At 45.3% G+C, this 13,871-nt stretch carries 11 protein-coding genes; all 11 read right to left on the reverse strand.

Going from position 1 to position 13,871, the window contains the following annotated elements; all coding sequences use genetic code 11:
* Positions 1 to 2: 2 nt before the first annotated feature.
* A complete protein-coding gene (locus GC096_RS16810; RefSeq protein ID WP_246302794.1) occupies positions 3 to 647 on the reverse strand; it encodes a chromate transporter in 645 nt (214 codons plus the stop codon).
* A 142-nt stretch (positions 648 to 789) separates the two neighbouring features.
* Positions 790 to 1,704 carry a DMT family transporter gene (locus GC096_RS16815; protein ID WP_246302795.1) on the reverse strand — a complete coding sequence of 305 codons (915 nt, stop codon included), beginning with the start codon at positions 1,702 to 1,704 and terminating at the stop codon, positions 790 to 792.
* Between the two features lie 217 nt (positions 1,705 to 1,921).
* Positions 1,922 to 2,425 carry a hypothetical protein gene (locus GC096_RS16820; protein ID WP_171631751.1) on the reverse strand — a complete coding sequence of 168 codons (504 nt, stop codon included), beginning with the start codon at positions 2,423 to 2,425 and terminating at the stop codon, positions 1,922 to 1,924.
* A gap of 208 nt (positions 2,426 to 2,633) precedes the next feature.
* A complete protein-coding gene (locus tag GC096_RS16825; protein WP_171631752.1) occupies positions 2,634 to 4,184 on the reverse strand; it encodes an ABC transporter substrate-binding protein in 1,551 nt (516 codons plus the stop codon).
* 77 nt (positions 4,185 to 4,261) lie between these two features.
* Positions 4,262 to 5,161, reverse strand: coding sequence for a carbohydrate ABC transporter permease (locus GC096_RS16830; RefSeq protein WP_171631754.1), 900 nt, complete (start codon positions 5,159 to 5,161; stop codon positions 4,262 to 4,264).
* Between the two features lie 23 nt (positions 5,162 to 5,184).
* The gene (locus GC096_RS16835; protein ID WP_171631755.1) at positions 5,185 to 6,129 is read right to left on the reverse strand and encodes an ABC transporter permease; all 945 of its coding nucleotides are present in this window, start codon (positions 6,127 to 6,129) and stop codon (positions 5,185 to 5,187) included.
* 192 nt (positions 6,130 to 6,321) lie between these two features.
* The gene (locus tag GC096_RS16840) at positions 6,322 to 8,658 is read right to left on the reverse strand and encodes an AraC family transcriptional regulator (RefSeq protein ID WP_171631756.1); all 2,337 of its coding nucleotides are present in this window, start codon (positions 8,656 to 8,658) and stop codon (positions 6,322 to 6,324) included.
* A 32-nt stretch (positions 8,659 to 8,690) separates the two neighbouring features.
* Complete coding sequence (locus GC096_RS16845; RefSeq protein ID WP_171631758.1) at positions 8,691 to 10,772, reverse strand: right-handed parallel beta-helix repeat-containing protein; 2,082 nt, start codon at positions 10,770 to 10,772, stop codon at positions 8,691 to 8,693.
* Positions 10,773 to 10,837: 65 nt separating this feature from the next.
* A complete protein-coding gene (locus GC096_RS16850) occupies positions 10,838 to 11,053 on the reverse strand; it encodes a helix-hairpin-helix domain-containing protein (RefSeq protein WP_171631759.1) in 216 nt (71 codons plus the stop codon).
* Positions 11,054 to 11,056: 3 nt separating this feature from the next.
* Positions 11,057 to 12,205, reverse strand: a complete 1,149-nt coding sequence (locus GC096_RS16855; RefSeq protein ID WP_171631760.1) for a glycerate kinase — start codon at positions 12,203 to 12,205, stop codon at positions 11,057 to 11,059.
* 30 nt (positions 12,206 to 12,235) lie between these two features.
* Complete coding sequence (locus tag GC096_RS16860; protein WP_171631762.1) at positions 12,236 to 13,117, reverse strand: NAD(P)-dependent oxidoreductase; 882 nt, start codon at positions 13,115 to 13,117, stop codon at positions 12,236 to 12,238.
* Positions 13,118 to 13,871 lie beyond the last annotated feature (754 nt).

Genomic DNA, 13,871 nt, shown 5'->3' on the forward strand with positions numbered 1-13,871 from the left:
CCTTAGATCCCATCCGCCATAAACCATTCAGCGGTCTTGTTGTCAGCATTTTTAGATGCAGGTAGTTCTGTATGAGATGGAGGTTTTACCCTGCCCCATTTGTTCTTAAGATACATGGCGACGAGACCGGCCACTACGCCGAGTGTGATCAACACGAGCGGCGATACCTGAACGACGAGCATGACAAACACAGTACCTACTGCTATAAGGAGGGTAATCCGATCGAAGATCGAAGATTTTGCCATTTTGTACGCGGCAGCCGCAATAAGACCTATAATCGCTGCATGAATCCCCTCCATAAGGGCTTGCATTTTCGGGTAATGCTCAAGCCAAGCGTAAAGCACACTTAGCAAGAGGACGATCAGAAAGGTCGGTAGTGTAATCCCTACGACAGCCGCGATGGCTCCTGCAATGCCTGCGAGACGATAACCGACCAACGCAGATACATTGACACCAACTCCACCTGGGGCTGCACCGGAGATGGCCAGGAGCTCTGACATTTCCGCGTCTGACATCCAATTCTTCATGAAGACGACCTCTCGTTGAATGGCAGGTAGCATGGCATAGCCGCCACCAAATGTAAGCGGGCTAATTCGAAGAAATGTCCAAAATAGGCGAATCAACTTGCTGAATGTGTTCCCTGTCATTTTGATCTCCCCCTCCACTTAATTCTATCTTGAACTAAAGATGAGGAAGAATCCAATCAATAATCATAATCTCTTTACTAATATTTGCTTATAATGTGGGACTCCCACCCAATCCCCCCACTATGCCTGCAACAAGTTTTATTCACTTTGATAAAAAGGGGCGCACTTGCTGCTTCATTGCCCTATTCGTCAAATACACACCTAACACGATGGATAAGGCTCCCAACAGATGATATAGCTGCAAGGATTCCCCCGTAAAGGTAGTTGCAAAGATTGCGCTAAACAAAGGTATGAAGTTGAGAAATCCTGCACAACGCTGGGGACCAGCAAGCTCTATGGCTTTATTCCAGCTCAAGAAAGCTACGATGGACGCGAAGATTCCCACATAAAGTAATCCGCTTATCAAGGCGGGACTCCACGACACCATAGGTTCCTTGATGATCCACTCTATGGATGCACTAGGAATCAACACCACGAGCGCAACGGTTACTTGCACCAGTAAAAATGGGCTTGCCGGAAAGCGACCAGCCATTTTTTTCATGCCCACTGAATATAAGGCCCAGCATAAGACAGCGATTAGCATGTACATATCACCTTGATTGACGGATAACCGGAGGAGCGCAGACAAATCCCCTTGACTAATAATCCAACACACACCTAGGATCGATACACCAATACCCGGCAGTGCCCACCAGGCAAGTCTTTCCTTCATAACAGCCCAAGTAATGAGAACAACGAAAATAGGTGTCGCCGAATTCATTAATGAGGCATTAATGGAGCCCGTGTACTGAACAGCAACATACGTGAGTGAGTTAAATCCCGCTACTCCTGTCAGGGAGAGGAAAACAACCATTTTCCAATTCGCGAGAAATTCATGTTTGAGTCGCCAGGCTGCTTTGCCAAAGAAGAGAAGTAAGCATAGGAAAGCAATACCCCAACGGCCTGTAGCCAGTGTAATTGGCGGAATTTGCAGCACAAGAGCCTTTCCAGCTACAAAGTTTCCTCCCCAAATGCAAGTGGCTAGGATTAATAAAAGGTACGGGGATCGATTCAGCATGGCATATGTATCTCCTTTAAGTTGACGTTATGTATTTCCAATAGTGGACTGCATCTACAAACTGAAATGCCTTCTGGAAAAAGATACATACTAAAGCATAGCGTTGGCAAGCATTAATATTTATAAGCAAACAAAAGTCTCCGTTTTTCTCGGAGACTTCAGGTGAAATCGAGTGAAATTAAGAAAATACAGTATGAATAGTTTGATTTAACCGACGTTACATCTCATCCTCCAGAAATTGAACCTCGCAGTAGCAACCGAGAGGGATCATTTCGCGCAAGCAGCGCAGCATGTGTTCCTTCTCTTGCTCCTCCATTCGCCTAAGCGCATCGAAGTCAAAATGAATGATGCTATTGATGACGTCATAATGCTTAAATCGTAGCCGCCCATAAGGAAATTGCCGATTGATCGCAGCTAGAATCCCATATTGATTCAAGTTTGAGCGTAGTGCAGTTAGCACAATTTCGGAAGGCACTTCTTGCAGTAATGGCACTTTATCTGCTCGCACCGCGTTATACGCCTTCACTTGAAAAACCACATACGGATACAAGTAAGCGTTTGCATATTTTTCCACATTCAGTTCATCTTGCTTAGATAGCTGCATATCTTCCGTCCATGCATAAATGGTCGCCTTATATTTATCTGAAGTGTGAATTCGGATGTACCTTAAATGGGGAAAGCGCGTTTTCACTAACTTTTCCGATAATAGCCGTGTTCCCACCAAGATCACCTCTTTCGTTCCTGCCTTTGTAGGATTAGTATATGCATGAAAATAAAAACAGCCATCCTTTACTTTGAAAAGGTAGCTGACTTTATCTCCTCGTTTACTCATCTATATTCGAGAGCTTGGCCTAATATGATGCAGCGACAGCAAAAGCCGTCCCATGCGGTCAAATGACCACAAGGAACGGCTTTTTACACTGCACTACTTACAAGCCTTTCGCTTTCAAGAAAGCTTGCCATTGCTTCGTTGTTTCTGCATCAATCTTGTCTTGACCAGCCGCTTTCAGCTTGTCGATGTATTTCTGTAGTTGATCCGCAGGATCTACTGCACCGGTTTCAAGAGCAACTTGAAACTCGAGATCTACGGCGGTCACGTTGGCAACCTCAGATTTGATGGTGTCTCTATTGACATCAAATCCGTAGGAAGCCGGAACCATGGCGCTTTCGTTCAATTTAATCGTTTTGTCCCATACATCTGGTGTCTGTGCACCTTTCAAGAACGCGTTAAATTGGTTCCCGAACACCCAATCCACATTCGGCGCATAACCGGAATCCTTGATCGGTTCGATATATTTGTCATCCTTCTTCGTATAGTGCTTGCCTTCCAACCCATTCGAAATCAGATTGTACAACACTTTATCTGTGTTAAGAAGGTTAATGAACATGAGGGCGCGTTCTGGGTTTTTGGAAGTTTTGCTTATCACCTGCATGGCGCTCGCAACACCTGTAAAGTAGGAATCGGAAATCGGCACATAAACAACAGCGTTGCCGCCATTATTCGCCATTTCATCCACTTCGCCGCCTGGCTTCGTCGTAAACTCAAGGCTTACCGCCACTTTCCCCTTCTTCTTGAGATCTGTAATGTTTTTGAGCAGCGGTGCATCCTCGTTGATATAGCCAGCTAAAGACCATTTATGCATCGTCGTGAAGAAGTCCTTCTTATTTTGCAACTGTTGAATTTTCGTAATGGACGTGTATGTTTTGTCATCCTTCTTGTAAGCAACCGCAAGACCATCTGCGGCGACCAGATTTGGGTCTGTATAGAGGCCCCATGAATTCTGAGCCATCCCGAAAGGAATAACATCCTTTTCATTGTCCTTGATTGATTTCAGGAAAGGCTCGAGGTCTTTATACGTTTTAATTGAATTAACATCCAACTTGTATTTATCCACGAATTGCTTTTGAATGACGAGACTCTTCGTCTTGGCTGCGATTTGATAAACCGGAAAGCCGTACACTTTGCCATCCGTCGCTTTCATATCCGGCCAGAATTTATCGGGAATGTTCTTCCGGGCTGCAGCCGCATTTTTGCTAATCATCGCATCGGTCAGCTCCAAGAGCGCACCCTTATCAATGTTCGGCTGATAGCTGAGCAGCCAATATTTCGAGCCCCATGCCACATCGAAGGCTTCACCAGAGGCCATGATGGTGTTCAGTTTCGGATCATATTCATCAAAAGAAAGCGGCTTAAGGTCTACGGTTGCATTGATTTTGCTCTTCACATACTTATTGACTTCCTCATTCACAAGAGCCTGATCTTTACCCGGCGGATTACTTGGATAATAAAACGTCAATTTGACTTCAGGCAGTGTGCTGGGTGCAGGTGTTGCGGGCGTCGCGCTTGTCGTTGTTGCTGGGGTTGTTGCTGCCGGTGATGACGATTCACTTGCCGTGTCGGTCTTGCATCCAGCTAACACGGACATACTCAGAAGCATAATGGCTGCACTGCTCAGGTACATTTTTTTTCCTTTTATCAACCTTCACACCTCCATATTAAGTACCCCTAGTATCATCAGAACATCAAATCCTCCTTACGAACGCCCCTCACCTCCTCTCAGCTTTTCAGTGAACCTACAGTAATTCCTTTCACAAAGTACTTTTGGAAAAAAGGAAACATGATCATCATGGGCCCGCCTGCCACCAAAGCCATCGCCATCCGCACAGATAAAGTTGGGAAGTTCGCAAATTGTAATTTACTCGCTGCCTCGGCAAGAGGCGAATTCGCCAGAAATTCAATCTGCGACAGAATGCGAACGAGCAGCAGTTGGAGTGGCACATATTTGTTATCATCAATGAACAACAAGGCATTAAACCAATCATTCCAATAGGCAAAAGAAATGAATAAACCGAGTGTCGCTAGCGCCGGTGTGGAAAGCGGCATAATAATACGATAAAAAATGCGAAGCTCACTGGAGCCGTCGATCTTGGCAGATTCGATAATTTCCATCGAAATTTTATCGAGGAAACTTTTCATAATAATAATATTGAAAGGATTCATGAGTAGTGGAATGATGAGCGCAAGGATGGAATTTTTCAAATGCAAGTATTGTGTCATTAAGATATAGAACGGGATAGTTCCCCCATTGAATAACAAGGTGAAGAAAATATAAAACGTAAGCGGTCGATGATAGCGAAAGTCTCGTCTTGACATCGGATATGCGGTCAACGCCGTTAATAACAGGGATAACACGGTTCCAATAATGGTGATTCCGATCGTAACCCCATACGATTTCAGCCAAATGTCGGGGGATTTGAAGACAATTCGGTAAGCTTCTAAGCTAAGCTCTTTGGGAATAAAACGATAACCGAATTGGATCAGACTGTTCTCGGACGACAATGACACTGCAATCACGAGTATAAAAGGGATGATCATCAACACACAGATCACGGCGAAAAACACATGAATATACCACAATGAGGCGGGTTTCACTGGTTTAGCTACGACAAGCTCCATAAAGCTCCTAGTCTCCTCCCCCATTAGAATAACGCGTTCTCTTTATCGATTCGGCGTACCGCTGCATTGGCTGAAACAATGGTAATTAACCCCACAACCGATTGTAGAAATCCTACAGCTGCCCCGGAATTAATGTCACCAAGCTTTGCAAGAGCACGATACACATACGTATCTATGACATCTGTCGTGGCCAAATTAGCGCCAACATTATTCGGCACAAAGTAATGCAATCCGAAATCACCACGGAATATATTGCCTAAGCCTAGAATAAACACAATGATTATCAATGGCTTCATGAGCGGCAGTGAAATGCGAAAAATCATTTGAACGCGTGATGCGCCGTCTAGTTTCGCTGCTTCGTAATATTCGGTGTTGATGCCAACAATCCCAGCGTAGTAGATCAATGTCGAGAAGCCGACACTTTTCCATACAGCAACCACAGGCAGGATGAATAGCCAAGGTGTCGTCTCAAAGTACCATTTGTGCGGAGAAAGCCCGATGTTGCTTAGAAAGCTATTGAGGTACCCACTCTTATGCTCTAGGAAACCGTACGCAATGTAACCGACCAATACTAATGAAATGAAATACGGTAGAAATAGTGTGGTTTGATACACTTTCACCATGCGGCCGCTTACCTCATATAACAGGATAGAAAGGACGAGCGCAGCAAGCGTTCCAAGTACGATATAGGTCATGTTGTATAAAAGGGTGTTGCGAATAATACGCCAGGCGTCCTGTGATTTGAATATAAATTCGAAATTTTTGAAGCCGACCCATTTGCTCCCTAGAATCCCTTGATCATACCTGAAATACTTGAAGGCTAAGATGAGGCCAATCATGGGCAAATACTTAATAACCAGTTCAAACAAAATGCCCGGCGTCGCAAGCAACAGCAGCTCTCGATTCTTTCGCAGGTGTTTGAATTCCTGGAATAGCCTTCGTTTCTTGTTGGGATGCGATTTCATCATTGTGCTCCTCCCTCCCTATTCGTATCTTGCCACAGGATGAATCGGTTACATAGCGTACGATGTTCGAAAACATGTAGAAATCATATGTACAATGTTCGAATTACTCTCTTTTTATCATTGAAAAGCACAAAACCGCCCTTCCATGCACCAATTGGTGGAAGAAGTGGCGGCAACTTGATCACATTTCCCCTCTTATGAAATCGATTTCTTCATGCGATATTCCTTCGGCGTACTTCCGAATTTGGCTTTGAATAATCGGAAAAAGTAACTCGGATTGGCATAACCGCATTTTTCCATAATATCTAAGACCGAATGATCCCCATTCTCAAGAAGACGCTGGGCGTGCTGCAAACGAACTTCATTGATATATTCTGTGAGTGTAATTTGATAGCTATCCTTGAACAATTTCCCCAAGTACGCTGATGATAGCTTGACTGTAGCTGCAATTGTTTGCTGACTCAGGTTAATATCCGCATACTTCTGATGGATGAGTTCTTTGACCGTTTCCAAGATCATGTCATTCCGTTCCACATTAGACGGCTTCTGACCCTCACAAATTTGTGAACATAGGGCCAATAAAGCTACATACATTTCCTCTAACGTTTCCTTCTCCTGTGGAATGTGATGAATATAATCGACATTGAAGCTCATCTTCGTTACGCGATTTTCCATAATTTCAACAACCGTATACTTGATTACCCAGGTTAAATTCATTACAGCGCGATGAATATCATGATAATGGAAGGTGGCAAAAAGGGAGAATGCTTTCTCCAGCTCAATCCCAGCTTCGGTCATCAAGCCCTTCTTTAAGCTCTCGGATAGCTTCCGTTCAATGGCTTCTGGGATCGACACGCGCTTATTCGCGTTGTTTTCTTTGACCATATCACTCGTAATAATGGACTTGTAGCCGAAAATTAGGGTATATAAGCTATTCTGTAAGGCTTGTGTATAGCCCGATGACAGCTGTGTCAATTGAGAAATGGGATCACTAAGTCCACACGACAGGCTCAGATCGTAATATTTCGCAATGGTATGCTGGATTTCCTGAAGGATGGGAAGAATCCGATCTGTTTTCACTGTGGCAGGCGCGTCAATCAGCGATACAATGAGAATAATATGATCCCCCCATACCTCCACAGCTTCACAAGGATATGCCCTGGACATCATTTCCTGCGCAATATTCGTGATGGCAAAGCTATGCATTTTCTTCAAAGCAAGGGCTGTATGATTCGTGTACGCTTGAAAATGATCCAAGCGAAGCACACAGACAATGATTTCGGCGGGATAAGCAATATTCAGTTGATGCTTGTCAATTAAGCCAATCATATCGTGATGTGAGAACATTTGGCCGTCTGTCATAAATTTACGGATGTAATATTTATTCACGATGTGTTCCGAGCTGATTTCTTGCAGGGTATGAGACAATTTCAAATAATTCTCACTCATGGCATGAAGCTCATCCCCCTCGGTTCGCCTCGTAGGTTCACCGCGCGGATGCTGAAATCGAATCCGATGCAGCATATCTTCAATAGGATGATACAATTTGTACGACAACCAGACGGATAGGCCAATAGCAATCAAGAGGAGAATGCCAGAGACCACTAATGACTTCACACGTGTCTGAGTGACTTCTGCCATCAATTGGTCATACGACTGCACATACAGAATCGTCCAATTCGGAATCGGATCTGCCATGTAGGTAATCATGCTCTTCTCACCTTCCACATCGCCGATCACGAATCCGGAAGGTTCATCGGTTATAGTCTTATGGTTCTTAATGTAGGAATGAATGGTATCCTGTGTTGCTTTGCTGCCGTACGCATCTATATGGTGAGAGGAATATAAGCGACCTTCCTGGTCTTCCATTAAAATATCACCTTGCGATCGGCTGCCTGTATCGTTCATTTTCTTCAAACTGTCGAAGACCCAATCGGACTTGATATATAGAACAATCGCGGATTCACCACGTGAAAAAGGCTTCAAGGATTCCGTTACGACGAACGCGAAGGCATCGATTTGACCATCCTCACGTTCAAGACTGACTGGAATGAGCCGAGACGTTTCGTGCTGGTGGACAGGATCGAGCAACCAATCCGAAATTTTCTTTTTGGTCACACCGCCGTCCAATAAGAAATTCGTAGTTGTCCCGTATATCTCATCCTGAGAATGATTATAGACGACCATGGAATGTAAGAAGGAGGAACTGTCCATGATGCTGGACATGCGTTGGTAGCCACGAATTAAATCCATCTTGGGTAAGGTTTCATCGAACATCAGAGGGATGAGCAAGTTATCTTTTAAAACAAAGTAAGATAAGTGCGTAATGATTTCGTTCATATAGGAGAAATTGTACTGCATTTGCGTGAGAATTTTGAGATTCGAGTCTTCCTGAATCCGTTTCATTGATTTTTCCAACAGATACGTATTGGCAAATGAGGAAGCTAATAGGACAACAACCATCGATAACATGATCGAGCTTAGTACGCGCTGCAAATATTTCTTGGATTTATAAAAGCCAAATCCTTTCATAAGTACCAAGCCCCTCTCTCATTATGACGAAATTACTGTGGCCCTATTTGTTTATCATCGATGTCTACCCAACCAAGCTCATAGGCGGGTGACGTGATCTCAAGCTGAATCTTCCCATCTGGCAATTGTCTCAATTGCGGATCTGCGATGAGTGAATGTGTATCAAATTTCCCACCCAATAAGGAGCGCCAAGCCTGCCAATCATAGACATTTCTACCTAATACGTCTGCTCCTGAGGATGGCAAGGGTAGTTTCCCTGCTACCTGACAAGCGTCCTGAGACCGATCCGACCAATAGAGATTATAATCCGCTTCGGCAAACTTATCATCCCGCCAATTGACGAAGTAGTAAAGGTAACCTGAATGATAAATAATGTTCCCTCTCACTCTGACCTCTTTATTGTCTTCGCCAGCCATCTCTTGAGTGCCAATAGCAGCTATAGCATCGGGATTCGCTACAAGAAGATTTCCTTGAATGAGGTTGCCAATGCCTTTGGAAAAAATGAGCATCCAGAGCTTCCCTTCTCCAGTACTGTAGAGACCCGTCAGCACATTCTGGGAAACCGTGAAGTAATCTGAAGCATCATCCAAATAAATGCCAAAGCCGAAAGAAAAATGAATCCCACTGTTATGTAAGCGGTTCCCACTAATCGTATTCTGCGTCCCAACACCCCAGGATTCAATCATCCCGCCATCCTGACTGTCGATCATGACATTCGAAATATCGTTGTAAGCGATGAAATTATTTCGCGTATGGAGGAAATCCCAATGATTCTCCCAAGTAACTGGTATTCCGTAAATGCTTGCTGGCATGACCTTGTGACGCAACCCTTTCAAGGAGATTCCGTAGCGCGGCATATGCGATATCCGATTATGGATGATTTCGTTATCTCCACTTTGATACAGCAAAATCCCGCAGCCATGCCCGATCAGCTCACCGCCATAGCGGATCACGTTGTTCGTTATCCGATGCTCTTTATTCGTATATGAAGCTTGCGTGGAAGTAAATGAGCCTTGAAGCGGTGAATAGCCTGATGCACATATCCCCATATACCCCAAATGCTCGATCAGATTGCCATGTATCCGAATGTTTCGCGTTTGATGATCCAAGAAAATTCCGCAGCTTCCGGAGTTGATGAGTTGACAATGCGCGAGTTCGATATCCTTCGCGTTCTGCATGTAAACCAATCCTTCTCGGTGCTCATCCCGCTCTACATTACTTAAGCCTTCGTCTTCTTGAATCATTTGATAATCCGACCAGAAGTCCGTGCAGGAGAATTGGAGCCCATGAAAATGAAGATGCTGAATAGGCTCATCCTGATCTTTGCCTTTCATCTCAATCAGCCTCGTAACCGTTGATACGATAATCTCTTGGTGTAACGGAGAACCTATTCTCGGCTTGTAGTAGAGCCATCCGTCTTTTTCATCATAGTGAAATTGACCTGGTGCTTGAAGAAAATCGAGTGAACCTTGCATAAAATATCGTGAGCCTTCGCCTATTTCCCAAATGGAGGGTTGCTGAAATGCAACATATCTTGCCTGAGCATCATGAGATTTGACGGATCTCAGCTCTGAAAACCAGTTCCATTCCCCTTTCCCTGGCCAAATGAATACTTGAGCTTGCGAAAGGTCACTCCCTTCTGGCATATCTCCCTCTCGATAATAAATGCCTTCTCGGCAAGTCGCTTCAGGCTCACCAGCTACTAGAAAGTATCCCGTAGCTGGCAAACGTGCTTTAGCCATGCGTTCGCCATCCGCATATAGCGTGTGGAAGATTCTTCCGGGCCCTAACCAGGTACGCCACATATCGGAGCTATAAGGCTCCCAGTTTGTAACTGGCCTTCCACCTATGATCTTGACTTCTTCACCAGGCACATTACAATAGCTCACACGAAAGCCATCTCTGCCCGAATCACGTTCATCTAATTTCCATGTATCTCCTAAATAATAGGTGCCACCGGACACAAAGACGATGACATCGCGATTCATCCCTTTGTGGATGATTGTCCGAACTGTCATCTGAGCTTTGGTTATCGTTAAGAATGGCGCTTCTTTGCTTCCATCGTGATCATCATTTCCGGTTGTCGCTACATACAATTGGGTTGATAATAGCATGAGCTTACTCCTTTACACATCATAATAACCTTATTTATGACTAGGAGCTTGTCGGTATACCATTTTCATTGTTTAAAAGATAAGCCCTTCGCAGCTAGTTCTTCTCGAATCAAATCTCTCGCTTTGGGACCCATGCCATGCAGCTTCATAAGCTCAGTCTCGGTTATTTGAGTGAAATCATGAAGCTTCGTAATACCTGCCCCTGCTAACGCTCGCCTCGCTGGAGCTGCTACACCTTTGGGGAGTACCAATGGGTCTTCCGCTTGTTTATTCGTGGGCATAGTCTATACCTCCTGCTTTCGTCCAGCCAAATAAGTACGCATGACTTGCTCTGCCTTCTGCGCTACAAGCTCAGGTGTGCGACTCATCGCCTCCTGAAGTGTCATCGGACCGCTCACAATACTGTGAATACTCGTCATGCCATATTCATATAGCTTCTCAATCCCATGCCCTATGGATCCAGATAAAACAATAACAGGTACACCAAGCTTCGAAGCCGCCTGCGCAATCCCCATCGGTGCTTTGCCGGAGGCGGTCTGGGCGTCCGTCTGCCCTTCGCCAGTGATGACAAGATCGGCATCCTGCAGATGCTCATTTAACTTGGTCATCTCGATGACCACGTCGATACCTCGCTGCGTGCTTGCAGGGAAGAACGCTTGAAACGCACCGCCAAGCCCGCCCGCGGCGCCAGCTCCAGGGAGATGATGCACCGCAATCCCCGTATGCGCTAGCATCAGATTGGCAAAGTTGGTGAGTGCTGCATCAAGGGTTTCAACCATCTCGGGTGTCGCACCTTTCTGCGGTCCAAAAACATGCGATGCCCCTTGCGGACCAATGAATGGATTCGTGACATCGGAAGCAATGGTAAAGCGCGATTCACGGATGGCGCGCTCATCCCATTTTGAGGCATCAATCTGTGTGAGGTGAGACAGGGCTTGTCCGCCTGCTCCAATCTCACGCCCTTCCGCGTCTAGGAGTTGTAAGCCTAACGCTTGGAGCATGCCGCTCCCACCATCATTCGTTGCGCTGCCGCCGAGTGCAAGAATGAAGGAACGGTAGCCATGATCGAGTGCATGGCGAATTAATTGACCCGTGCCGTAGGTTGTCGCCAGCATCGGATTTCGGTGCTCCTCGGGAATTAGTACGAGACCGGAAGCTGACGCCATTTCAATCACACACGTAAGGCCGTCTCCTAGGACGCCATACGAAGCCATTACTTCATCTTGCAGCGGGCCTCGCACGGGAACAGTAATCTTACTTCCCTGCGTCGCCTGCACAAGGCTATCTACGGTCCCCTCGCCGCCGTCTGCCATAGGGATGAGGACGGTTTCTGCGTCTGGCATAGCCCGAAGAATCCCCTCTCTTATTGCCTTGGCCACTTCTTCTGAGCTAAGACTGCCTTTAAAAGAGTCAGGTGCAATTACGATTTTCATTAGTCAACCTCCAGGTCAAACAGCTATCATTTATTTATCTATTAATTTATACAACGCTTGGGTACCACTTTCCTCTTCGCCCATTGCGGCTAATTGTTCATATAGTGATTTTGCAAGCGTCAATCCTGGTAGCTCTACTTTCATTTCTTCGGCCGATTGCAAAGCAATCTTCATATCCTTAATAAAATGCTTCACATAGAAACCTGGCGCAAAATTATCAGCAATCATTCGCGGCCCCAAATTACTTAAAGACCAGCTGCCCGCGGCACCTGTTTCAATGCTTTGCAGCACCGTTGTCGGATTAAGCCCCGCTTTCTTCGCATAAACAAGCGCTTCAACAACACCCATCATGTTGCTTGCAATCGCAATTTGGTTACACATCTTCGTGTGTTGCCCAGCACCCGCTTCACCTTGATGGACGATATTCGTGCCGATTTTTTGGAAAATAGGCAGCATCTGCTCGAACACGTCGCGAGCGCCACCGACCATAATGGACAAGCGTGCTTCTCTTGCCCCAATATCTCCACCAGAAACAGGAGCATCCAAGGCGAATAGTTGACGCGTCATCGCTTCCTCATATATCCGTTTGGCCAGAGACGGGCTCGACGTCGTCAAATCGATTAGGAAGCTGCCTGGCTCTGCCATAGCAAGGATGCCGTTGTTCCCAAAATAGATGTCTTCGACATCGCTTGGAAATCCAACCATCGTCATAATAACCTGACACTTCTGCGCTAATGCGCCGGGCGTGTCCTGCCAATTTGCCCCCTTTTCCAATAGCTCCTGTGCCTTTGCTTTCGTACGTGTAAACACATGAACTTCATATCCTGCGTGAATCAAATGTCCTGCCATGCTTTTACCCATCACGCCTGTGCCTATGAGTCCTATGATTGGTTTTGCCGAATGTGCTGTCATCTATATGTCCACCTTTCCCAGGTACCTAGTAGTCGCTTTTATCTCAATTAAACTTATCACCCTCTTCCTTTCTGGTCAAACGTGATACGCGCAATATTTGTGCGCTAGCGTGCGACGGACGACGGAGTAGCAGACCTTGCGCACAATTTTTGTGCGCTAGTGGGCGGTGGGAGACGGCGCTATTGCCCATGGGAGCCGCTTCGCTTTCACCAAAAATAATAATTTGTATTTATTCTTTTGATCTTTCAGATCATGTCAGTTTTTTACATAGGAAATTTTTTTTTCACAGTCATTTGAACGCCAGCTACTTATATGAGCACACAGCACACTACTTCTACTTCTACTTCTACTTCTTCTTCTACTTCTACTGCTACTTTACTTCTACTCTGTATGCCGCCTTCTACCATCCAGCCTGTCTCCACCGCCAACTAAACAAATTAAATGGATTTTATGAAGCAAATTTTTCTGATTCTCCTCACTTTGGAGCAATAGATGTATTTCCTGCAGTTAATTTTCACCAAAATCCACCAATCAGCCAATCTCGACTATATTAGCTGTACTTTTTCCATCTATTCGCTAAATCTCAGGTGATACGGCGATTTTAGCTGTGTTTTTTACAGTTAATTGAGTGCTAGCTACTCAAATGAGCACACAGCACACTACTGCTACTTTACTTCTACTCCGTATGCCACCTTCTACCATCCAGCCTGTCTCCACCGCCCACTAAACAAATTAAATGGATTTTATGAAGCTA

It is taken from the genome of Paenibacillus plantarum, from assembly GCF_013141695.1.
Taxonomy (GTDB): Bacteria; Bacillota; Bacilli; order Paenibacillales; family NBRC-103111; genus Paenibacillus_E; species Paenibacillus_E plantarum.

What these genes read in the sequence shown, in the direction of transcription:
- GC096_RS16810 (WP_246302794.1), bottom strand. Translation starts at nt 647, where the DNA reads ATGACAGGGAACACATTCAGCAAGTTGATTCGCCTATTTTGGACATTT.
- GC096_RS16815 (WP_246302795.1), bottom strand. Translation starts at nt 1,704, where the DNA reads ATGCTGAATCGATCCCCGTACCTTTTATTAATCCTAGCCACTTGCATT.
- GC096_RS16830 (WP_171631754.1), bottom strand. Translation starts at nt 5,161, where the DNA reads ATGGAGCTTGTCGTAGCTAAACCAGTGAAACCCGCCTCATTGTGGTAT.
- GC096_RS16835 (WP_171631755.1), bottom strand. Translation starts at nt 6,129, where the DNA reads ATGATGAAATCGCATCCCAACAAGAAACGAAGGCTATTCCAGGAATTC.
- GC096_RS16840 (WP_171631756.1), bottom strand. Translation starts at nt 8,658, where the DNA reads ATGAAAGGATTTGGCTTTTATAAATCCAAGAAATATTTGCAGCGCGTA.
- GC096_RS16845 (WP_171631758.1), bottom strand. Translation starts at nt 10,772, where the DNA reads ATGCTATTATCAACCCAATTGTATGTAGCGACAACCGGAAATGATGAT.
- GC096_RS16850 (WP_171631759.1), bottom strand. Translation starts at nt 11,053, where the DNA reads ATGCCCACGAATAAACAAGCGGAAGACCCATTGGTACTCCCCAAAGGT.
- GC096_RS16855 (WP_171631760.1), bottom strand. Translation starts at nt 12,205, where the DNA reads ATGAAAATCGTAATTGCACCTGACTCTTTTAAAGGCAGTCTTAGCTCA.
- GC096_RS16860 (WP_171631762.1), bottom strand. Translation starts at nt 13,117, where the DNA reads ATGACAGCACATTCGGCAAAACCAATCATAGGACTCATAGGCACAGGC.